The sequence below is a fragment of the Rhodococcus sp. D-6 genome, assembly GCF_040256695.1.
GTDB lineage: Bacteria > Actinomycetota > Actinomycetes > Mycobacteriales > Mycobacteriaceae > Rhodococcus > Rhodococcus pyridinivorans.
Window position 1 is genome coordinate 3,391,137 of the sequence record NZ_CP132970.1, and the last position, 22,804, is coordinate 3,413,940.

18 protein-coding genes are annotated in these 22,804 nt (G+C 64.4%); 9 read left to right on the plus strand and 9 right to left on the minus strand.

Features of this window, described 5'->3' with window-relative positions:
• Positions 1 to 62: 62 nt before the first annotated feature.
• Positions 63 to 1,469 (minus strand): sugar transferase, encoded by a 1,407-nt coding sequence (locus RBB84_RS15765; RefSeq protein ID WP_350247679.1) that lies wholly within the window; start codon positions 1,467 to 1,469, stop codon positions 63 to 65.
• 643 nt (positions 1,470 to 2,112) lie between these two features.
• Between RBB84_RS15765 and RBB84_RS15770 the strand changes: the two genes are divergently transcribed.
• Positions 2,113 to 3,036 carry a UTP--glucose-1-phosphate uridylyltransferase gene (locus tag RBB84_RS15770; RefSeq protein ID WP_064257535.1) on the plus strand — a complete coding sequence of 308 codons (924 nt, stop codon included), beginning with the start codon at positions 2,113 to 2,115 and terminating at the stop codon, positions 3,034 to 3,036.
• Between the two features lie 197 nt (positions 3,037 to 3,233).
• Here RBB84_RS15770 and RBB84_RS15775 read toward each other — a convergent pair whose 3' ends face one another.
• The gene (locus RBB84_RS15775; RefSeq protein WP_156666251.1) at positions 3,234 to 3,569 is read right to left on the minus strand and encodes a hypothetical protein; all 336 of its coding nucleotides are present in this window, start codon (positions 3,567 to 3,569) and stop codon (positions 3,234 to 3,236) included.
• 375 nt (positions 3,570 to 3,944) lie between these two features.
• Here RBB84_RS15775 and RBB84_RS15780 point away from each other — a divergent pair, with 375 nt between their 5' ends.
• The 3 genes from RBB84_RS15780 (at position 3,945) to RBB84_RS15790 (ending at position 6,380) form a co-directional block, all read left to right on the plus strand.
• Positions 3,945 to 4,748: a helix-turn-helix domain-containing protein gene (locus RBB84_RS15780; protein WP_350247680.1), complete on the plus strand. Its 804-nt coding sequence runs from the start codon at positions 3,945 to 3,947 to the stop codon at positions 4,746 to 4,748.
• Between the two features lie 225 nt (positions 4,749 to 4,973).
• Positions 4,974 to 5,732 (plus strand): aspartate dehydrogenase domain-containing protein, encoded by a 759-nt coding sequence (locus RBB84_RS15785; RefSeq protein WP_064257533.1) that lies wholly within the window; start codon positions 4,974 to 4,976, stop codon positions 5,730 to 5,732.
• 360 nt (positions 5,733 to 6,092) lie between these two features.
• The gene (locus RBB84_RS15790; protein WP_033096256.1) at positions 6,093 to 6,380 is read left to right on the plus strand and encodes a hypothetical protein; all 288 of its coding nucleotides are present in this window, start codon (positions 6,093 to 6,095) and stop codon (positions 6,378 to 6,380) included.
• Positions 6,381 to 6,450: 70 nt separating this feature from the next.
• On the opposite strand, the gene RBB84_RS15795 is transcribed toward RBB84_RS15790, so the two are convergent.
• From RBB84_RS15795 to RBB84_RS15810, 4 genes are all read right to left on the minus strand, one after another.
• Positions 6,451 to 7,371 (minus strand): SDR family oxidoreductase, encoded by a 921-nt coding sequence (locus tag RBB84_RS15795; RefSeq protein WP_064257532.1) that lies wholly within the window; start codon positions 7,369 to 7,371, stop codon positions 6,451 to 6,453.
• Positions 7,372 to 7,903: 532 nt separating this feature from the next.
• Complete coding sequence (locus RBB84_RS15800; protein ID WP_064257531.1) at positions 7,904 to 9,343, minus strand: sugar transferase; 1,440 nt, start codon at positions 9,341 to 9,343, stop codon at positions 7,904 to 7,906.
• 268 nt (positions 9,344 to 9,611) lie between these two features.
• Positions 9,612 to 11,678 (minus strand): heavy metal translocating P-type ATPase, encoded by a 2,067-nt coding sequence (locus tag RBB84_RS15805; protein WP_064257530.1) that lies wholly within the window; start codon positions 11,676 to 11,678, stop codon positions 9,612 to 9,614.
• A gap of 48 nt (positions 11,679 to 11,726) precedes the next feature.
• Positions 11,727 to 12,386: a DUF305 domain-containing protein gene (locus RBB84_RS15810; protein ID WP_082921170.1), complete on the minus strand. Its 660-nt coding sequence runs from the start codon at positions 12,384 to 12,386 to the stop codon at positions 11,727 to 11,729.
• 190 nt (positions 12,387 to 12,576) lie between these two features.
• Between RBB84_RS15810 and RBB84_RS15815 the strand changes: the two genes are divergently transcribed.
• Positions 12,577 to 13,263 carry a response regulator transcription factor gene (locus RBB84_RS15815; RefSeq protein WP_064257529.1) on the plus strand — a complete coding sequence of 229 codons (687 nt, stop codon included), beginning with the start codon at positions 12,577 to 12,579 and terminating at the stop codon, positions 13,261 to 13,263.
• A complete protein-coding gene (locus RBB84_RS15820) occupies positions 13,260 to 14,378 on the plus strand; it encodes an ATP-binding protein (protein ID WP_064257528.1) in 1,119 nt (372 codons plus the stop codon). The genes RBB84_RS15815 and RBB84_RS15820 overlap by 4 nt, the downstream gene beginning before the upstream one ends.
• Here RBB84_RS15820 and RBB84_RS15825 read toward each other — a convergent pair.
• The 3 genes from RBB84_RS15825 to RBB84_RS15835 form a co-directional block, all read right to left on the minus strand.
• Positions 14,369 to 14,806: an SRPBCC family protein gene (locus RBB84_RS15825; RefSeq protein ID WP_033096261.1), complete on the minus strand. Its 438-nt coding sequence runs from the start codon at positions 14,804 to 14,806 to the stop codon at positions 14,369 to 14,371. The genes RBB84_RS15820 and RBB84_RS15825 overlap by 10 nt on opposite strands.
• A gap of 106 nt (positions 14,807 to 14,912) precedes the next feature.
• Positions 14,913 to 15,971 carry an MBL fold metallo-hydrolase gene (locus RBB84_RS15830; protein WP_231912122.1) on the minus strand — a complete coding sequence of 353 codons (1,059 nt, stop codon included), beginning with the start codon at positions 15,969 to 15,971 and terminating at the stop codon, positions 14,913 to 14,915.
• Positions 15,972 to 16,142: 171 nt separating this feature from the next.
• On the minus strand, positions 16,143 to 17,672 hold the full coding sequence (locus RBB84_RS15835; protein WP_350246264.1) for a sugar transferase: 1,530 nt from the start codon (positions 17,670 to 17,672) through the stop codon (positions 16,143 to 16,145).
• Between the two features lie 514 nt (positions 17,673 to 18,186).
• On the opposite strand from RBB84_RS15835, the gene RBB84_RS15840 reads away from it, so the two are divergent.
• The 3 genes from RBB84_RS15840 to RBB84_RS15850 all read left to right on the plus strand — a co-directional run bounded on the left by RBB84_RS15840 (position 18,187) and on the right by RBB84_RS15850 (position 22,803).
• Entirely contained in the window at positions 18,187 to 18,867 is a 681-nt protein-coding gene (locus tag RBB84_RS15840; RefSeq protein ID WP_006553075.1) for a helix-turn-helix domain-containing protein, read from the plus strand.
• Between the two features lie 174 nt (positions 18,868 to 19,041).
• Positions 19,042 to 21,402, plus strand: a complete 2,361-nt coding sequence (locus tag RBB84_RS15845; RefSeq protein WP_064256216.1) for a cytochrome P450/oxidoreductase — start codon at positions 19,042 to 19,044, stop codon at positions 21,400 to 21,402.
• Between the two features lie 36 nt (positions 21,403 to 21,438).
• Positions 21,439 to 22,803 carry an MFS transporter gene (locus RBB84_RS15850; protein WP_197481830.1) on the plus strand — a complete coding sequence of 455 codons (1,365 nt, stop codon included), beginning with the start codon at positions 21,439 to 21,441 and terminating at the stop codon, positions 22,801 to 22,803.
• Position 22,804: the final 1 nt, after the last annotated feature.

Sequence of the window (22,804 nt, forward strand, 5' to 3'; positions counted from 1 at the left end):
TAAAAGGAGTTCGTTGCTGGCGACGCTCACCAGCGATCAGCCGGTCAGTGTGCACTTTCATCTCAGTAGGCGCCGTCGCTGGCCAGGACCGCCTTGACGGTCTTGCCGATGATCAGCACATCCGACACCATCGACCAGTTCTCCACATACGACAGGTCCACGCGCACCGACTCGTCCCACGACAGATCCGACCGGCCCGAGACCTGCCACAGGCCCGTCACTCCGGGGCGCACCAACAACCGGCGCTGAACCCGACCGTCGTAGGCCTCGACCTCACGGCGCAACGGCGGACGCGGACCGACTACGCTCATCTCGCCACGAATGACATTGATGAACTGCGGCAACTCGTCGATGCTGAACCGCCGCATTACCTTGCCGATACGAGTGACCCGCGGGTCGTCCTTCATCTTGAACAACGGGCCGGCGCCCTCGTTCTGCGCCAGCAACGTGTCGACCATCGTGTCGGCATTGGTCACCATCGACCGGAACTTGATCATCCCGAACGGCGTGCCGTCGATACCGATGCGCTCCGCCTTGTAGAAGACCGGACCCCGATCCTCGAGCTTGATCAGCAGCGCGATGACCGCGAACACCGGCGCCAACGCCACCAGTACCGCGCTCGCGAAGACGAGATCGAAGATCCGCTTCCCCGACCGCTTCGCCCCGTGATAACTGGGCTTCTCCACGTGGATCAGCGGCAGACCGGCCACCGGACGCATCTCGATCCGCGGGCCGGCCACATCGACCACACCCGTCGCCACGACCAGGTCGGTGTCGAGCGGCTCGAGCTGCCAGACCAGATCGTGCAAACCGTCGCTGCCCAAGGTTTCGGTGGCAGTGACCACCACCGTGTCCGCCCCCGACAACTCGAGCGCTTCGACGACGGAGTGCTCGTCGCCGTAGACGGTGATCTCCCGGCCGTCGACATCGATCACATCACCGGGCGCACCCGAATAGCGCGGCACGCAGACACCGACAACGCAATAGCCTTCCCCGTCCTGACGGGAGAAGGTGCGGGTCATGTGCCGCACCGCCCGCGCGCCGCCCACAACGAGTACCGACGTCTGGAGGTCGCCCCGAGCACGCTTACGCGCGATCACCTTCCGCCACACCCACCGCGACAGCAGCAAACCGGCAAGACCCACCGGCAAAGCGATAGCGAGGTATCCACGCGCCAACTCCAGACTGAAAATGAGCGCGATGATGGCGATGAACCCGAAGAGCCGAGCGGTACTCGTAACCACGCGTTGGTATTCGGTCAGGCCTGCGCCCACTATGCGACTCGACCGGGTGCGAAACAGTACGAGAGCGGTCAACCAGAGACCCACAAACCCCGCTGAAATCAACGCATAACTGATCTCCGACACCGGCTCTGTCATTAATAGATCGCTCTGACCGAAACGAACTGTGTGTGCTAGGACCACAGCCAGTACTACGACAATCGCGTCGGACCAGAATAAGCAGCTGATGTAGGACCGCTGCCACTTTCGACGACTGGCCGAACTCGATGGTTGATGCTGCCCGCAAACCGGATTGGCGTCCTCGCCTACGAGCGGATCGGGTGCGTCGCGACTCGCCTCCCCGACGGCAGTCATAACCCAACCACCCTCATGGTTGTCTCCTCCCCGAGACACATACTGCGCTCCGACGAACAAGCAACACCGGACCTGATCAGCAGACCCTCCCCGGTCGCCGGATCTGCCCATTGCGTGCCCAGTCGGGCGCAGTTCCTCCAGTTGTGCGCGCATCGCTTCCCTGCGAAAACGCTCTTTGAGACTGTAACGTTACTTACGAGCTGCGGCAGCTTGAACGTCCGTCCAGTTTGGATGCAGCTTCCGATGGAGATGCCACTGAGTAGCATGCCGCGGTCCCTACTCGGTCGCGGCGCCACTTGGGCAATGGCCCTTATTGTCTTGCACTTTCGGTGCATTTTCGATTCGCGAACCTGGAGACAGCCCCCTAGACTGCGCGTACCGACCACCTTTCGAGAAGTAACTGGTGGTCGAGACTTCAGAGGTGAGATGTATCTCACCGAGCGTTCAATGTTTGGGCCGAGCGGCTACGGGTACCTCCGCGCGGTCATGCGCTCGACAGGGGAGGCGGGGTAGGACCATGAAGGAAGTAGAAGTGAGCAAAGCGTTTCGGACGGCTGTTGTACCAGCCGCTGGGATGGGCACCAGGTTCTTGCCAGCCACGAAGACAGTGCCGAAGGAGCTGCTGCCGGTAGTCGACACACCGGGCATCGAACTGGTCGCGACGGAAGCCGCCCGTTCCGGAGCTCAACGGTTACTCATCGTGACATCTCCCGGAAAGGACGGAGTCGTTGCACATTTCGTAGACGACTTCGACCTTGAGAAGCACCTTGAGGCGAAGGGCAAGCTCAAGCTGCTCGAGAAGGTACGTCGCGCACCGAATCTGCTCACGGTCGAATCGGTCGTCCAAGAGAAGCCGCTCGGCCTGGGGCATGCTGTCGGGTGCGCGGAAGCTGCGCTGGAGCCGAACGAAGACGCGATCGCTGTTCTTCTCCCGGACGATCTCGTGCAACCGAGCGGAATCCTGGAAACAATGGCTCGTGTCCGAGCCAAACGTGGGGGAACGGTGCTGTGCGCCATCGACGTTCCGAAGAGCCAGGTGAGCTCATACGGCGTATTCGAGGTTGAGGAAGTACCCAACGTTGCAAATCCGGATGTCCTGCGAGTTCGCGGCATGGTTGAGAAGCCGGCGCTTGCCGACGCCCCGTCCACACTTGCTGCCGCGGGCCGGTACTTGTTGGACCGCAAGATTTTTGATGCCCTGCGTCGGATCAAGCCGGGCGCAGGCGGGGAGCTTCAACTGACCGACGCGATCGCACTGCTGATCGAGGAAGGGCATCCGGTCCATGTCGTCGTACATCGAGGCACCCGCCACGATCTCGGGAACCCGGGTGGCTACCTCCGCGCAGCCGTCGATGCGGCACTCGACAGCGAGGAATACGGCGATGGACTCCGGAAGTGGCTTCAAGAGCGGCTGGATCTGGATACTTCAGGCGCCAACTGAGCAAGATGCGGCCAAGCCCTAACGATGGGACTTAGGTCCCTACCTCGATGTGCCGCATGGCAGCGGCTCTGGTTAACTCTCAAGTGTGTTGCCTCCCCGCAACACGCCTCTTCCCCTTTCGGGGAATTGGCGGCAACTGAGACCCGCTGGCCCCTCCCCTTTGCCGGCGGGTCTCGCTACGTTTGGCGTTGGCGCAGCTACTTCTGCGATCCGCCCAGTACGTTCTCCGGAACGTAAACAGACTGATACGTCGGTGTCGAATCACGAGCTTGATTCACGGCCACGCCTCCGACAAACAACGCAACTGCTGCCATCAACGCCACGATCGCGGTGATAAGCCACAAGTTTGGGCCATTCCTCTCCTTGAACACGACCCGCTTCGAAGCTGGACGACCGGCCGACGATCGCAACCGGTCCTCACCGTCGACCTCGAGCCCGACAGACGCACGGGCGTGGCGGCGTAACGTACGGTCATCGACGCGCTGGAACTGGATCGTATCGGCCGCGTGGTCGACCAATGAACGCTCACTCATGGAACTCCAATCGGAGATGCACTGACACTGCATCTTCGCCGTGTCCGATTCTTCCGTTACGTCATTTTGCTGAATCACTCACATCTTTCATCCGAACGAGGGACAATCTGCGCCTTCCTAAGACGCGTCGCCCATAGCGGAGACCGTTGACGCCTCCTCGGTCCCGGTGCCAAGATGAGCAACCACACCCGAACGGGTGTGCGAACAAATCAAAACAGATGGCCCGCCGCGACTGGCATCGCGACGGGCCGGATGTCCGACTAATAGGGAGTCGAACATGCGTCAGCATACCTATGCGCAGGTGACGTCGTGAGCATAGAAGCGATCACCTGGGCGCTCGAACGCGCCGACATTCCGTCCCCCACTCCTCCCGGTATGCCCTCGGCACCGGCGCTGACAGTGGTGCTACTCGGCCTGGCCAACCATGCGTCCCGACATGGTGCGGATGCGTATCCGTCCGTGCGAAAGCTCGCAGGGTACGCCCGCATCAGCGAACGCCAAGTGCAGCGTTGCTTGAAGGCGCTCGCCGCTCTCGGCCTCATTTCCAAAGGCGATCAAGAGCGGATCGCGGCGACAATTCCTCGCGAAGACCGCCGCCCCGTCCTGTACAACCTGTCGATGAAGCGGGGTGACACGTCGTCACCCCGCAGCTCTGAACGAGGTGACAAGACGAAGCGCCCCGGGGTGACAGGAACGACCGAGCGGCGTGACACCCCGGTCACCCGAACCGTCCTTGAACCAACAAATGAACCTGCTGCACTCCCCCGCCCGACAATTCGCACCCGCGATGCAACACGTGCGCAGGAGCCATCCCCTATCGACCGACTGGCCACGGCGTGCCGCCGGGCCGGCTTGTCTGCACGGTTCGACACCCTGACGCCCGCGAAGTGTGCCCTCGTCGAGCAATCGATCGACACTCACGGCGTAGATGCCCTCGTCCGCGCCGCGCTCGAACGTCATCGACCGTGGGACCCAGCTCGCTCCGCTGCGGCATGGATCCCGCTCTGGCAGTCGCTGCAACCACCTCGCCCAAAACTCCCGCCACGATGCGGTCGGTGCGACGAGTACGGCTGGTTGCCCGACGACGAACTCGGGCGTGCAGTGCGATGCCCATGCCGCCAAGTGTCGTCGCACAGGATTCCCACTTCACCTCAGGAGACGATGCTCTTGGCAGCATGAGCGCACTTACCGCTGTCGGCAGGGCACTGGCGCCGTAGTTGCCCTCATAGCAACACATTCCGATCCTTGAACGGTAGTGCGAGCGATACGACGACGTCGCGAATCAGACATCGCCGAACCCTTCTCTCGGTACCATGAGCCGTATTTCGTGGAAACGAGCGGCGGCATGCCGCGGAGGACGTGAGGCAACTGGCACCCGAAGAAATCGAACATCGTCCGATAGCAGTGTGCGTTGTTGGGACCGGTGCGATCGGACAGACGGTGATCGACGCCCTGCGCGACGACGTGGTGCCGCATGTGAGCCTCGCGGCCGTGCTGGACTCACAAAGCACCCCGGAGGAGACCGCGGCCGCATTCGACGCCGCCGACATCGTGGTGGAAGCTGCCACGGTCGACGCCGCTCGGGCCCTGGTACCCGAGGTGGTGAAACGCGGAACGGACATCATCGTCTGTTCATGCGGCGTATTCGCCGAGCGCGGCTTCGATGTGGAGTCGTTCAGCTCCGGACCGGGACGTGTACTGCTCCCGACAGGCGCTATCGGCGGCTTCGATGTTCTGGCCGCAGCGGCACGAGCAGGAACCCGCGACGCACGCCTGACCCACACCACGATCAAACGACCCAGTGCACTACGCATCGAAGAACGTCTGGACTCGGAACGCACCGTTTTCCGAGGATCGGCGCGAGAAGCCGCCCTGGCCTTTCCGCGAACCTCGAACTCGTCGGTGGCTCTCGCCCTCGCGACGCTCGGGCTCGATCGGGTAGAGGTGGTGGTCGTTGCCGACCCCGCCGCTGCAAACACGCGCCACGTCGTCGAGTGGGAGTCGCCGCTCGGCCGGTACGAGCTGACGCTCGAGAACGCGATCGACCCGGCGTCGAGTGGACGCACGTCTGCGATCACTGCTTGGTCGGTGATCGAGGTTCTCGCTGCGCTACCGCTCGGGATCGGTCCCGGAGCGGTCGTGCTCGGGCCTCCCCGTAGGTAGTAGCCGACCCGAGAGGTCCCGAACGTTCAACGAGGGAGATTGTCGCTTTCGCGTGTTTGGAGGAGAATTTCGGGACGAAAGTCCCGAATGCGCGGGCGGAATCGTAACCACTTCTGTCACATTCGGGTTTCCTGATGGTTGCCTGGGTAGCGGCGCGTGAACGGGTGCTGTACACAGTGTGAAACACCACATTTCGCAGGTGAAGGTGTAACTCCCTACCGGGAGTGGCAATTCGGTTTCACCTGACCTACTCGCACCCTGGAGCAGCCTGTGACGACATCATCGCTTTCGGACCGACCGGCACGGGTACTTTTCCTCGGCACTCCCTCAAACGCTGTCGCACTCGACCGGTGGACAGAGTTGCAGGAGCGCCTCGACCTCGCAGGCATCGAGACCACCACCGCTTTCGAAGGCGAAGTGGACTACGCGATCCTCACCGAGGACATCCTCGACGGCTACTGCACCGCCGTCGAAGCTCTCATTCTTCAGAAGCTCCGTGCTCGTGGGATCACATGCGCAAGCACATGCGCCGGCCCCGAGCAGATCCTCGCAGCGCTGGCGGAAACGTCGGCCGACGTTGCTTCTGTCGTGCCGATCTCGACAGCCCGGGGAAGCACTTACCGGCACGCTGCATCCAGCGCAGTCTGAAACTCCAGAACGAGTCGTGCGCGCCAGTGGAGATTCACTGGCGCGCACGACTCGTTGATTTCGGCTCGTTCTACGGCGAGGGCATACCGCCGTTGACGTGGATCGTCGCCCCCACCACATAGCTCGATTCGGGCGACGCCAGGAACACGTAGGCCGGCGCCAACTCGGTCGGCTGCCCCGCACGTCCGAGCGGGGTGTTCTGCCCGAACTCGGGCAACTCTTCCTTCGGCTGACCGTCCGACGGTTGGAGGGGCGTCCAGATCGGTCCGGGCGCAACCGCGTTCACACGGATGCCCTTCTCCGCCAGCTGGGTCGCCATGTTCTTCGTGAAGTTGTTGATCGCAGCCTTCGTCGACGAGTAGTCGATCAACGCGGGTGACGGCTGGTACGCCACGATCGATGTGGTGTTGATGATCGTCGAACCCGGCTGCAGATGCTTCAACGCCGCACGCGTGGTGCGGAACATCGCGAGGATGTTCACCTGGAAGGTCTGCTCGAGCTGATCGTCGGGCAGGTCGTCCAATCCCTCGACCGCGATCTGCTTGCCGGCATTGTTGACCAGGATGTCCAACCCGCCGAGCTGTTCGACCGCCTGGTTCACGACCTCGGAGCAGAACGAGGCGTCCGTCAGATCGCCGGGGAGAGTGACTGCTTTGCGACCGCTCTCGCTGATGATGCGCGCGACGTTCTTGGCGTCGGGCTCCTCATCCGGCAGGTACGAGATCGCGACGTCGGCACCCTCCCGCGCGAATGCGATGGCCGTGGCGGCACCGATGCCCGAGTCACCACCGGTGATCAGTGCCTTACGTCCTTCGAGCCGGCCCGTGCCTCGATACGAGAACTCGCCGATGTCGGCCTTGGGCACCATGTCGGCATCGAGGCCCGGCTCGGGCTGATCCTGCTTGGGAGGCGAGATGGACGGGTAGCGAGTGGTCGGATCCTGAAACTTCAGTTGATCGGTCTTAGTGGTGTGTACGTCTTCCTCAGGCATGAAATACCGTCCTGTACATCGGTGGAGTCATCGAACTGTGCAGATCTCGTTGACAGTCGGCTTCCCGCAGGACCCGCCTCGCAAACGCCCCCGGATGCCCGAAGACCGTCGAGGCAGCTATCACCGGCTCAACCGGCGTCCTCCCATCGCGTATCACCGTCTTCGGGAAACGGTGGCGGGACCTCGCGCTGGTCACGAGCCCGAATGATTCGCCCGAAGATCACGGCCACGGCGATCGACACGACAACCCAACCGAGGAGCAAGAACACAATCCACTGCACAAGTTGGACAACGGTCCAACTTCGTGTTTCGTAGCCTGACGAGCCGGATATCACCCGATGAATTCACCCTGCCGCTCGAGGCATAGACCTGCCCCGGACCAGCGGAAGTATGCCCACAGACAACAGAAGCCCCGCCGGAAGGCCATGCGAGTAACCTTCCGGCGGGGTTCGATGTCACCGTGCAGGGGACGGCGACAGCCTGAGACACTACCGTGAAGTTGATCTTGGGGCGAGAATCGCTCGATCGAAGGTCAGTACGCGCCTTCGCTGGCGACGACCGCCTTCACGGTCTTCATGATGATCAGCACGTCGGAGACCATGGACCAGTTCTCCACATACGACAGGTCCAGACGCACCGACTCGTCCCACGACAGATCCGAACGGCCACTGACCTGCCACAGGCCCGTGACGCCGGGACGCACCAGCAGACGACGCTTGACCCGCCCGTCATAACTCTCGACCTCGCGACGCAGCGGCGGACGCGGACCCACCACGCTCATCTCCCCACGCACGACGTTGATGAACTGCGGCAACTCGTCGATGCTGAACCGGCGCAGGACCCGGCCCACACGGGTGACGCGCGGGTCCTCCTTCATCTTGAAGAGCAGGCCGGCGCCCTCGTTCTGATCGAGCAATTGGTCGACCAGCTTGTCGGCGTTCTGCACCATCGAGCGGAACTTGATCATTCCGAACGGGGTGCCGTCGATACCGATGCGCTCGGACTTGTAGAAGATCGGGCCGCCGTCCTCGAGCTTGATCAACAGCGCAACGACAGCAAAGACCGGGGCCAGGCACAGCAACGCGGCGAGGGAAAACGCGAGGTCGAACAGACGCTTCCCGCTGCGCTTCGCACCGTGATAGCTCGGCTTCTCCACATGGATCAGTGGCAACCCGGCAACCGGGCGCATCTCGATGCGCGGGCCGGCGACATCGACGACGCCCGTCGCCACCACCAGATCGGCGCGCTCGGGTTCGAGCTGCCACAGCAGGTCGCGGATGCCTTCGTGGCCGAGGGTCTCGGTGGCGGTCACCGCGACGGTGTCGGCACCCGAAGCACGCAACGCTTCGACGACGGTGCTCTCGTCGCCGTGGATCGGGATCTTCCGTCCGTCCACATCGATACTCTCGCCCGGCACACCGGAATACCGCGGCACGCACACGCCCACCACGCGATAACCCTCACCACTGCGGCGCTGGAACGTGCCGGCCATATGGCGAACTGCGCGGGCGCCACCCACCACCAGCACCGACGTCGTGAACTCACCCTTCCGGCGCCGACGTGCGACGACCCGTCGCCAAACCCACCGGAAGAACAGCAGTCCCGCGAGACCCACGGGCAGAGCGATGGCGAGATAGCCGCGCGCAAGCTCCATCCGGAAGATGAGCGCCACGATGGCAACGAGACCGAAAAGATTGAGCGTCGCCGAAACGACGCGCTGATATTCCTCGAAGCCGGCGCCGATGACCCGCCTGGAGCGGGTACGGAACAGGGAAAGGAATGCGATCCACGCCGCGCCGAACGCAACGGAGATCAGCGTGTAACTCAGCGTTCCGACGCCGTCCATGGTGACGAGCGAATCCTGCCCGAACCGCATCACATGCGCGAGCGCGATAGCAAGCACGACGACCAGAGCGTCGGTGACGAACAGAGTGTTGACGTAGGACTTCTGCCAGCTCCACCTGGTGGACATCCGAGTACCGGCCGGAGCGCCGGTACTGGTGTCGATAAGTGAAAGGTCATGTGCAGCATCGTCGTTCGTGTGACGAACTGTGGTCATGACGAAAGAACCCTCATAGTGTGTCTCCTCCCCGAGACGCTTCGACGCTCGAGCACCTCCCTGCACTCGGACGTCGACAACCCCGTATATCGAAGCCGCGTCCTCCGTAGCGACTCCGATACGTTATGCGATTGAGATCGTCTCACAGAAGTGTCGCTCGCGCGCGTCAACAAAAGAGAAGTTATCGGGAAACTCGTCCGTCGGTAGCGTGCCCGGGGTCGAGATCGAGGCGCCTGAGCGTCTGCGCGTTGAGCGCGACGACGATCGTCGACGCCGACATGAGCACCGCGGCCACGGCCGGCGAGATCGCGATGCCGGCGAAGGCCAGCACACCGGCCGCCAACGGAACGGCGACGACGTTGTATCCGGTTGCCCACAGCAGGTTCTGCCACATCTTGCGGTAACTCGCGTGCGAGAGCTTGATGATCGACAGCACTGCTCGCGGATCGTTCGCGGCGAGGACGACACCGGCCGACTCGATCGCGACGTCCGTGCCCGCTCCGATCGCGATACCGACGTCGGCTCGCGCGAGGGCAGGCGCGTCGTTGACCCCGTCGCCGACCATTGCGACGGTGTGCCCGCGCTTCTGCAATTCGGCGACCTTCGCGTCCTTGTGTTCCGGGAGCACTTCCGCGAACACTTCGTCGATGCCGAGATCGGCGGCCACGGCGTCGGCCACCTGCTGGGCATCACCGGTGATCATCGCGACCTTCACGCCCCGCGCGTGCAGGGCGTCGACGGCCTGCCGCGATTCGTCGCGCACGGTGTCCTCGAGCGCCACGGCTCCGAGCACCCGACCGTCGGAGGCAACGTGCAGCACCGATGCACCACGTCGCACCCACCCGTCGGTGACCGCGGCGACGTCGTCGGGCACCGAAAGTTGCAGGGAGCTCAGCATGGACGGTCCGCCGATCGTCACCTCCGCCCCGTCGACCAGTCCGCGCACACCGCGGCCGGGCAACGAGCGGAAGTCCGTCACCGCCATCCGCTCGGCCGACGGGACGCGGGCATCGGCGGCAGCCACGATGGCTCGCGCGACCGGGTGCTCACTGTCGGCTTCGACCGCAGCTGCCAGGGCGATTAGGTGTTCCTCGTCGATTCCCGCCGTCGCGACGACACCGGTGACCTGATGCTTGCCCTGCGTGAGGGTGCCGGTCTTGTCGAACAGCACTGCGTCGACGGTGCGCATGCGTTCGAGTGCCAGCCGATCCTTGACGAGCACACCCGCGCGAGCCGCGCGTTCGGTCGAGATTGCGATCACCAGCGGAATCGCCAGACCCAGCGCATGGGGACAGGCGATGACCAGGACGGTCACGGTACGCACCACGGCTTCGTCGAGATTGCCGAGCAACGTCCACACGACAAAGGTGAGAGCACCCGCGATTGCGGCGAAATAGAAGAGGAAGGCCGCGGCGCGATCCGCCAAAGCCTGCGCGCGGGACGAGGACGCCTGGGCATCGGCGACCATGCGCTGGATGCCGGCCAATGCGGTGTCCTCTCCCACCGCCGTGATCCGCACCCGGAGCGCGCTGTCGGTGGCGACGGTGCCCGCGACCACCGTGTCGCCGACGTCGCGGGTGACGGTCTTGGATTCACCGGTGACCATCGACTCGTCGACCTCGGCGGTCCCGTCGATGACGGTGCCGTCGGCGGGCACGCGCGCTCCGGCACGCACGAGCACCACATCGTCGAGGGACACTTCGTGCAGCGGCACCTCGACGACACCATCGTCGGTGACCTTCTCTGCGGTGTCCGGCAACATCGCGGCCAGTGCTTCGAGTGCACCGGACGCCGAACCCAGCGCCCGCATCTCGAGCCAGTGACCGAGCAGCATGATGACGATCAGCAGCGCCAATTCCCACCAGAAGTCCAGGTCGAAACCGCCGACCTCGAGAGTCGTGGCCCACGACGCGACGAAGGCCACCGTGATGGCCATCGCGATCAGCAGCATCATCCCCGGTTGGCGGGAACGCAGTTCGGCCCAGCCTCCGGTCAGGAACGGCACGCCGCCATAGAAGAAGATGACGGTGCCCAGCACCGGTGGGATCCACTCGGTACCCGGAACATCCGGGAGGTGGTAGCCGAAGAGCTCGGCGACCATGTGGCTGAAGACCACGACCGGCACCGACAGGATCAGACTGACCCAGAACCGTCGCCGGAACATCTCGCCGTGGGCGCCGTGTCCCGCGTGACGATCGTGACCGGCGTGCTCGTGCTCGTGCGTGTGTTCGTGCACCTGCTGGGACATCGACAGCTCCTGACTCGGCCGACGGGACGAACCCGCGACGCGGATCGGCTACAGAGTGGTCAACAACTGACGCATCGTGTCGATTTCCTTCTGCTGCGTGTCGGCGATGGTGCGGGCCAGCTCGACGGTCTCGGGATACTGCCCGTCCTCGATCTCGTCCTGCGCCATCTCGATCGCTCCCTCATGGTGGACGATCATCTGCTCCAGGAACAGGCGGGCAGCGTCGACGCCCTGCGCGTCGGACAGTGCCTGCATGTCCTGCTCGCTCATCATCCCGTCCATGTGCGGCATGTCGTCCATACCCGGCATGTCCGAGACAGGTGGCATGCCGGACATGTGGCCGTTCATTCCAGGAGCGTCGTCACCGCGCATGGGCATGCCCCATTCCTGGAGCCATGCCTCGAACTGCTCGATCTCGGGTTGTTGCTCTGCCTTGATCTGCTCGGCCAGCGCCCTCACCGGCTCCGGGATGCCGTCCTTTGCCAGCAGCATGTCGCTCATCTCGATGGCCTGCGCATGGTGCGGAATCATCATGCGCGAGAACATCACATCGTCCTGGTCGAACCGCGCGGAGTTCGCCTCGGCGGATGTCGGGGCCGAAGTGGCGGTCGCCGTGGTTGCTTCGTCGCCACCGGAATCACTGCACGCCGACGCTGCGAACGTCACCGCCAGCGCGATCGCACCGGCAGCCAGAGTCTTCTTGTTCATGATGTCCACCCTCGCGGGTGTACTCCCGGGATCCGATGGAGATCGCATGAAGATTTGCTCAAGATCTGCGGCCGCATCGTCAGCACCTCTGCGGGTGACGATGATGGATCCCATGCCTTCTTCTGCCCGTGTGACGGGACCTTCCGGCGGATCCGCACCCGTCCCGAGCTCGACCGCCCGGATGCGAGCCATGGTCGTCGAGGACGAGGGGTCGTTGGCGAAGCTCGTGGGTTCGTATCTCGAACGCGACGGCTTCGACGTGACGATCACCGGCGACGGATCCGAGGCCGTGACCCTCGCGCGGCAGGTCGACCCCGACATCCTGGTGCTCGACCTCGGCCTACCCGGACTCGACGGTGTCGAGGTGTGCCGGCAGCTGCGAACCTTCTCCGACGCGTACGTCGTGATGCTCACCGCGCGCACCGAGGAAGTCGACACCCTGATCGGTCTGTCCGTCGGGGCAGACGACTACCTGACGAAGCCGTTCAGCCCGCGCGAACTCATGGCCCGCATCCAAGCGATGCTGCGTCGTCCCCGGACCACCGCGCGGGTCGTAGCGTCCGCGAGTCGGCAGACCCGGACGTTCGGGGAGCTGTCCCTCGACGTCGACGGACGGGAGGTCGCCGTGCGCGGCACGCCGGTCGCACTCACCCGCACCGAGTTCGACGTCCTCGCTGCCCTGGCGCAGGACCCGGGAGTCGTGTTCACCCGTGCTCAGCTCATCGCGGCCGTCTGGGGGCAGAACTGGGTGGGCGACGACCACCTCGTGGACGTGCACATCGGGCATCTGCGTCGCAAACTCGGCGACGACGCGAACCAGGGACGTTTCGTGCGCACCGTCCGCGGCGTCGGCTACCGGATGGGAACAGGGCGATGACGTCCGGCTCCCCCAGCGCGACGAGTTTCGGCACCCGCCTGTTCCTCGCGCTCGTCGCCGTCGTCGTCGGATGTGCCGTCAGCGCATGGCTCGTCGCGTCCGCTCTCGCTCCCGGGATCTTCCACGACCATCTCGGACAAGCGGGGATCGATCACGATTCGAGCCAGGCCGCTCACGTCGAAGAAGCCTTCACCTGGGCCATCGTCCTCGCGTGGGGTCTGGCGGTCGCGATCGCGGTGCTGTTGGCCTCGGCGGTCAGTTGGTACATCGCGCGACGGATCCAGCGTTCGCTCGATACGGTGACCACCTCCACCGCGCAGATCGCCGGAGGTCGCTACGACACCCGCGTCCCCGGCCCCGGACTCGGTCACGAATTCGACGAACTGGCAGCCAGTTTCAACGAGCTTGCACGACGCCTCGAAGCCACCGAAATCACAAGGCGCAGAATGCTCGCCGACCTCGGGCACGAAATGCGCACCCCCATCGCCACACTCGACTCCTATCTGGAAGCACTCGAGGACGGCGTCCGCACTCTCGACGACGACACCCGGCAGATTCTGCGAGCCGCCACCCACCGGCTGAACCGCCTGGCACAGGACATCACCGCGGTCTCCCGGGCGGAAGAGCACCTCACCCGCATCCATCGGGTGCCCACTACCACCGGCACCCTCGTCGCCACGGCGGTCGACGCGGTGCGCGAGCAGTACGACGGCAAAGGCGTGACGTTGCAGGCCGAGGTCGTCGAATCTGCGCCGGTGACGGTCGATCCCGACCGGCTCGGACAGGTGCTGGCGAACCTGCTGGACAACGCCCTACGGCACACCCCGGCAGGAGGAAACGTCACCGTCGCCACTCGCATCCTGGGCCGCGGCCGAACGGAGATCACCGTGACCGACACGGGCGCCGGCATCGCGCCCGATCACCTCGACCACCTCTTCGACCGGTTCTACCGCGCGGACACCGCCCGCGACCGGAATCACGGCGGCAGCGGCATCGGCCTGACGATCGCGCGGGCACTCGTCGAAGCCCACGATGGTCGCATCCACGCGCACAGTGAGGGACCGGGCTGCGGAGCCCGGTTCACTCTGGAACTGCCGACGGCGAGTCAGGCGTAATTGGACAGGACGAACTCGGTCAGCCCCTTTCGGACCGCTTCGACCGCATGCTTCTGCCCGCGCTTCAGCACGAAGCCGGGAACCGGAACCTTCGGTTCGAGCGACATGGTGACGTGCACCCGGGTGCCGCGCGCAATCTGTTCGAGGGCGTACTCCCCGTCCTGGCTGCGCTGCATCCCACTCTCGACGAGCGTCCACGACGTCGAACTCTCCGTCCACGAATGCTCGATCGTCTGGGTGTCGGAGAAGCCGAGCAGCGACAGGGTCATGCGGATCCGGAGCGGCCGGCCGTCGTCGTCACGGGTGAGCACCTCGACGCTCTTGTGGGCCGACGACCACTCGGGGATGCGCTCGACATCCTCGAGGGCGCGCATCACCTGCTCGGGTGTGGCGTCGATGTCGAAACGGTCGGAGACGCTGGCCGCCATGTCGGATCCTCCTCGTCGGAAACGCGGTACATCCACCAGATGCCCCCGGATACCGCACGGCGAAACCCCGCCGATGGTGCCGGCGGGGTTCGGTCCGTGCTGTCGATCAGTTGTCGACGCGCACTTCGTCGTCGGTGATGAGGAAGGTCATCAGGTCGGTGCCGACGGTCAGTGGGCCGTCGTAGTTCTCGCGGGTGCGTTCGACGAGCATCTCATCGGAGATGCCGGGGACGCGGCCGGGGATGCCGTTGACGATGTGGCTGTAGACCGCCATCTTCGGCTGGGTCTGCTCGAAGATGTCGCCTGCCTGCTGCGGGTTCGTGTGATGCGCGTACACGCTGGGGAGCGCCGACGGATCCTCGAAGTCGGCGACCTCGTGCACCAGCACGTCGACGCCTTCACCGAACTTCAGGACGTTCTCGGTGGGAACGGTGTCGCCGCTGAGGAGCACCGACTTGCCCGCATAGTCGACGCGATAGCCGACCGCCGGCTGGATCGCACCGACCGGATCGTGCTCCACGGTGAACATCGTGACGGTGACGCCGTCCTGGTCGAAGACGACGCCGTCTTCTGCGAACTCGTGCGATTCGATCGGCGTGGTCGCGGGATCGACTTCCTTGTCCGCGACGCGCACGTCGATGTCGTTGCGGTAGGTGCTCTGCATTCCGTCGCCGATGTTCCGGACGCCGACGGGTCCGTAGAGCTGGAAGGCGCCCTCGCGCCCGCCGAGTGCCGGGACGTAGCTGCTCATCCAGAGGTCGGACAGACCGTTGATGTGGTCGGAATGGAAGTGGGTGAGGAAGACGGCATCGACCTGACCGACCGGAACGCCGGCCTGCGTCAGGCGCACCGTGGCTCCGCGTCCCGCATCGAAGACGAGGTTCAGGCCGTTGGCCTGGACCAGCGTGGACATGCCGTAGCGCTCGGTGCTCGGCACCGGGCTGCCCGTGCCGAGCAGCGTCACGCGCATTTCGCCCTCGGCAGGGGCGTCGGCCGCGGGGTGGGCGGAGTCCGAGGCAGAACCGTCCGACGCCGCCGTTTCCTGCACAGTCTCCTGAGCAGCGGATTCTCCGGTGCTGCAGCCTGCGAGGACGAGCGCAAGCACACCCGACCCCACTATTGCCGCAGTGCGGAGTCGGCCGAATTCGAATGAGCGTCGTGACACCGGAGGTTCCTTCCGAAGGAATCGAAATTCGTACGCACTGCGTACGTCACGAACGCTGTGCGTACATACTGTGCGGGTCATCACAGCGGAAAGTCAAATCACGGTTGGGTGTCGGAGATCGAGAACGGCCCCGGAGTCGAAACCCCGAGGCCGTTCTTTTTCGAGCTTGTGTCAGTAGGCGCCGTCGCTGGCGAGCACGGCTTTGACGGTCTTGCCGATGATCAGCACATCGCTCACCATCGACCAGTTCTCCACATACGACAGGTCCAGTCGCACGGACTCGTCCCAGGACAGATCCGAGCGGCCCGAGACCTGCCACAGCCCGGTCACCCCTGGGCGCACCAACAACCGGCGCTTGACCCGACCGTCATAGGCCTCGACCTCACGCCGCAACGGCGGACGCGGACCCACCACACTCATCTCGCCACGAATGACATTGATGAACTGCGGCAACTCGTCGATGCTGAACCGCCGCATCACCTTGCCGATACGAGTGACCCGCGGGTCGTCCTTCATCTTGAACAGCGGGCCGGCGCCCTCGTTCTGCGCCAGCAACGTGTCGACCATCGTGTCGGCATTGGTCACCATCGACCGGAACTTGATCATCCCGAACGGCGTGCCGTCGATACCGATGCGCTCCGCCTTGTAGAAGACCGGACCCCGATCCTCGAGTTTGATCAACAGCGCGACGACCGCGAACACCGGAGCCAACGCCACCAGCGCCGCACCGGCGAAGGCGAGATCGAAGATCCGCTTCCCCGAGCGCTTCGCCCCGTGATAGCTGGGCTTTTCCACGTGGATCAGCGGCAGACCGGCCACCGGACGCATCTCGATACGCGGACCGGCCACATCCACCACACCCGTGGCGACCACCAGGTCGGTGTCGAGCGGCTCGAGCTGCCAGACCAGATCGTGCAGACCCTCACTGCCCAAGGTTTCGGTGGCAGTGACCACCACCGTGTCCGCCCCCGACAGCTCGAGCGCTTCGACGACGGAGTGTTCGTCGCCGTAGACGGTGATCTCCCGGCCGTCGACATCGATCACATCACCGGGCGCACCCGAATAACGCGGCACGCACACGCCGACGACGCAATAGCCCTCCCCGTCCTGACGGGCAAAGGTGCGGGTCATGTGCCGCACCGCCCGAGCACCACCGACCACCAGCACCGACGTCTGGAAGTCGCCCCGAGCACGCTTGCGCGCGATCACCTTCCGCCACACCCACCGCGACAACAGCAAACCGGCAAGACCCACCGGCAAAGCGATAGCAAGGAAGCCACGCGCGATCTGCTGGTTGGTGATGAGCGCGATGATGGCGATGGTGCCGAACACGGCGAGCGTCGCCGAGATGACCCGCTGATACTCGTCGTAGCCGGCGCCGATCACGCGACGCGACCGCGAACGGAACAGACTCAGCGCGCCCAGCCAGGCCACGATGAGGACGGCAGATACCACCGTGTAATCGAGCTGACCGCCACCTCCGGCGCGGAGTAGATCCTCGTAGCCGAAGCGGACGGTCTGCGCCAGGATCACGGAGAGGACCACGGTGATCGCGTCCGTGAGGCACAGCCTCTTCACGTACACGTTCTGCCACTTCCACCGGTTGACACCGGTGCCGGGCGACGCGTCCGCGGGCGCACGGTCAGGTGCGCGCCGCGGAGCGTCGGACGGGTCGAGCCCTCGATCATCGACCGTCGTCATCCCGCAGTCCTCCCCATGAATGTGTCTCCTCCCCGAGACAAAACTATTTCCCGACGAATCCGGCCCCGGCGCTGGAACCGGACTCGAGCGAGCGTTACCCGAACTATCCCTGAGAAATAACTGAGCGTTACGTGTGAATCGAAGTCTTGTCGCAGATCAGCCGGGAAATCCAGACCCTGTTCGGTAGCCGGTCATGGGATCGTGTCGTGTGTTCGGTTGAATCCCTTGGTCTTCGAGTGCATCTACCTGGGCGTAGTCCGAACGGCGGGAATACGGTAAGTGATGATAATCACGTTTATGTGACGTTCTTTCCAACCCGGGACCCGATCGATTTCCCGAGATCGAAGAAGGCCGGGCGCCGAATAGTGTTACTTCGAGTTTCCGAAACATCAAGCGCCCCCTGCCGGGTGGTGAGGACACCACGCGGCCCGCGCAACCCGACCGCCATGCCGATAGCCGGAGATGTGGTCGGGATAGGCTTCGGTATCGCTAGCGAGAGCCCCGAGGAGAACTGTTGAGCACCCTCCAGACCCTTGATCGCGGTCTACGCGCGCTGGACATCGTGTCGCAGCGACCAGGGGGAATCTCGATCGCGGAACTCTCGGCCGAGCTGGAGGTCGCTCGGGCCATCGGCTATCGAATCGTCGCGACTCTCGAAGCACACTCGCTCGTAGCCCGAATGCACGACGGCCGGATCAGATTGGCGGTGGGAGCCGCACTACTCGGTTCGCGCTTCCGTCCCCGCTTGCGCGAGGTGACGCAACCGCTCCTGCGAGACCTGGCTCAGCAGACATCGGCCACTGCTTTCCTGTCGACCCTCGAGGGCGACGAGTGCGTAGTGATCGCGGTGGCCGAACCCGATTCGGGCATCCTCCGAGTGGGCTACCGAGTCGGCACCAGACATCCCGTGTCCAAGGGCGCGGCCGGTATCGCCATCCTTGCCGGTCGCCCCGCATCGGAGTCCGACACCGACGCGATCCGACGCGCACGCGAGGACGGCTTCAGCATCACCGCCGGCGAACTCGAACACGGCGCTGTCGGCGTGGCAGCCGGCGTGCGCTCTCCCGTCGACCATGAGGGGATGGGGTTCGAGGCGAGCGTCGGCGTCGTCGCGATCGAAGGTCTCGATACCGACACTGCGGCAACCGCCGTTGTGGCGACCGCCGCACGGATCAACAGCCTGCTCGATACCTGACGAGTACAGCCGCGCTCGAGGACGCCCGCTGAGGGCGTCCTTTTCTTGCCCTCAGCACAGAGATCCAACCCCGGCATTGACGCCGAGTGTGACCACCGTTACCGTCTGAATGTGCGTTCAACGAACACATATGTTCGATAAAAGTAAATTCGCAGTTCGCAGATGGAGAGCATTATGACGAGTCAGTCGATCGGCACCGTCCTCGACACCCCGCAACCCGCCGCGGAGAGCCGCTGCCCCATCGACCACACCGCCTTCACCTCCCCTACCGGCTGCCCCGTCTCCCCGCGCGCCGCATCGTTCGATCCCTTCACCGGGCCGTACCAGGTGGACCCCGCCGCATCTCTGCGTTGGTCGCGTGACGAAGAGCCCGTCTTCTACAGCCCCGAACTCGGGTACTGGGTGGTCACGCGCTATGAAGACGTCAAAGCCGTCTTCCGCGACAACGAACTCTTCTCGCCTTCGATCGCTCTCGAGAAGATCACCCCGACCTCCGACGAGGCGAACGCTGTTCTGGCCCGATACGGCTATGCCATGAACCGCACTCTCGTCAACGAGGACGAACCGGCACACATGCCGCGACGGCGAGCGCTGATGGAGCCCTTCACTCCCGCCGCGCTCGCCCACCACGAGCCGATGGTGCGCCGACTGACCCGCGAATACGTCGATCGTTTCATCGATGCCGGTCACGTCGACCTCGTCGACGAGATGCTCTGGGAGGTTCCGCTCACCGTCGCACTGCACTTCCTCGGTGTGCCCGAGGAGGACATGGACACCCTGCGCGAGTACTCGATCGCACACACCGTCAACACGTGGGGACGTCCGGCTCCCGAGCAGCAGGTCGCCGTAGCCGATGCCGTCGGGAAGTTCTGGCAGTTCGCGGGCACCGTTCTCGACAAGATGCGGAAGGATCCCAGCGGGCACGGTTGGATGCCTTTCGGCATCCGCGTTCAGCAGGAACAGCCGGACGTCGTCACCGACTCCTACCTGCACTCGATGATGATGGCCGGCATCGTCGCCGCGCACGAGACGACCGCCAACGCCTCTGCGAATGCCTTGCGGCTGTTGCTCGAACATCGCGACGTGTGGGAAGAGATCTGCGCCGACCCGAGCCTGATCCCCAACGCGGTCGAAGAATGCCTGCGTCATTCCGGATCGGTAGCGGCGTGGCGGCGTCTCGTCACCGCGGACACCACGATCAACGGTGTCGCCATTCCTGCCGGGGCGAAGCTACTGATCGTCAACTCGTCCGCGAACCACGACGAACGCCACTTCGACCAGGCCGACGACTTCGACATCCGGCGCGACAACGCCAGCGACCATCTCACCTTCGGGTACGGCAGCCACCAGTGCATGGGAAAAAACCTCGCACGCATGGAGATCCAGATCTTCCTCGAAGAACTGACCCGACGCCTGCCACACATGGAGCTGGTCCCGGATCAGGAATTCACCTACCTTCCCAACACCTCGTTCCGCGGACCCGATCATGTGTGGGTTCGCTGGGATCCGACACGCAACCCCGAACGAGCCGACCCGGAATTGCTGTCCCTTCAGCAGCCGGTCAAGATCGGCGAACCGTCGAAGAACACGATCGCTCGCACCATGGCCGTCTCCGGACTCGAACGCGTTGCCGACGACACCCTGCTGATCACCCTGCGCGACACGAGCGGGCGGCCGCTGCCGAAATGGTCCGCCGGGTCGCATATCGACGTCGACTGCGGTGCAGTGTCGCGACAGTACTCACTGTGCGGTGACCCGAACGACCGCAACACTTTCCAGGTGGCCGTTCTCCACGATCAGGAGAGCCGAGGTGGGTCCCGGTGGATCCACACCGAACTGTCCGTCGGCGACACGCTTCGGGTGCGGGGTCCCCGCAACCACTTCAAGCTCGACCCCGACGCGAAACGGTATGTCTTCGTCGCCGGTGGCATCGGCATCACCCCGGTAATCGCGATGGCCGATCAGGTCAAGGCCGCCGAAGTCGACTACGAGATCCTTTACGCCGGCCGCTCACGCACCTCGATGGCATTTCTCGACCGTCTCGCACGCGACCACGGCGATCGGGTCCGGCTCTATCCCGGCGACGAAGGCACCCGCATGGACCTTCCCGCTCTCTTCGCCGACCCGGAAGAGGGCACGCAGGTGTACTCGTGCGGTCCCGAGCGTCTGCTCTCCGCACTCGGCGAGGCCACCGCACATTGGCCCGACGACACCCTGCACGTCGAACATTTCTCCTCCACGCTCGAAGAACTCGATCCGTCCAAGGAGCACGGCTTCGAGGTGGTGCTGAAGGATTCCGGCATCACCGTCCCGGTCGCTGCCGATCAGACAGTGCTCCAGGCACTTCGAGCCGCCAACATCGACGCCCAGAGCGATTGTGAGGAAGGCATCTGCGGCGCATGCGAGGTACCTGTCCTCGACGGCGAGGTCGACCACCGCGACCTGGTCCTCACCAAGGCCGAGCGCGCAGCCGGAAAAACCATGATGACCTGCTGCTCCCGCGCATGCGGCGACAAGCTGACCCTCCAGCTGTGACACAGCAACCCTCGAAACTGATCCGAAAGGCACGACATGACCACCATCGAGCAGTCGGGTACGCCGTCCGTCCCACCGGACTCCGGCACACCGACCACCAGAACGCCGTTCAAACGGGTTCTGGCCGGCAGCATGGCCGGCGCCGTCCTCGAGTGGTACGACTTCGCGATCTACGGCATCCTCGCCGCGACCGTCCTCGGCCCTCTGTTCTTCCCCAGCGGCAACCCGGTCGCCTCCTTGTTGATGGCCCTTGCGACACAGGGACTCGGGTTCGTCGCCCGTCCTCTCGGCGGCATCGTCTTCGGTCATCTCGGTGACAAGTTCGGACGCAAGCCCATCCTGGTTGCAACGTTCCTCATGCTGGGAGGCGCGACCGCCGCGATCGGACTGCTCCCCACCTACGGCCAGATCGGCATCTGGGCCACCGTCGCCCTGGTCGTCCTGCGCATGATCCAGGGCTTCGCCCTCGGTGGCGAGTTCGGCGCCGCAGTGATCCTGGTCAGCGAATACGGCGAACCCAAGCGCCGGGGATTCTGGGCGGCATGGCCGCAGTCCGGAGCTCCGGCCGGTACCGTCCTGGCCACCGTCACGGTGGGCATACTCGCGGTCGTCTTCCCCGGGGACGCATTCGACGACTGGGGCTGGCGCGTCGCCTTCCTCCTCGCCGTGCCGTTGCTCGTCATCGGCTTTCTGATCCGTCGGGGCGTCGAGGAATCTCCGGTCTACCGGGCCGCGCAGGAGAAGGCCGAGTCCGCCGATAACAAGGCTGCACGCAAGGAATCGTCCAGCATCATCGAGGCTCTGCGTAAGCCGCGCCCGCTGCTCCACGGCCTCGGCATGCGCCTGGGCGAGAACATCGCGTTCTACGTCTACACGATCTTCGTCATCGCGTACGCCACGACCTATTTCGACTACACCCGCGGCGCGATCGTCACCACCGTCGCCTTCGCATCGGTCTGCCAGTTCCTCGGAATGATCGGCGGCGGATGGTGGTCCGACCGGGTGGGACGCAAGATCGCCATGCTCGTCCCGGCCGTCTCGCTCATCATCTGGGCGCCCATCTTCTTCTCCCTGGTGCACACCGAGAACATGACCGCGCTCGGTGTGGGTGTGTGCGTCGGCGCGCTGCTGCACGGCATGCTCGCCGGCCCGGAAGCCGCATGGATCACGGAACTGTTCCCCACCAAGTACCGCTTCGCCGGTTCGTCGCTGGTGTTCCAGGGCTCGTCGATCATCGCCGGAGCGCCTGCCCCGTTCATCGCGGTGTGGCTGGTCGACCGATTCAGTGCCACCGCAGTCATCGTCTACCTGGTGATTACCATGTCGATCACCGTGATCGCCGTGGCCACCAGTCGCGAGACGAAGGGCGTCGATCTCGACAAGCTCGACGATCTCTACTGAC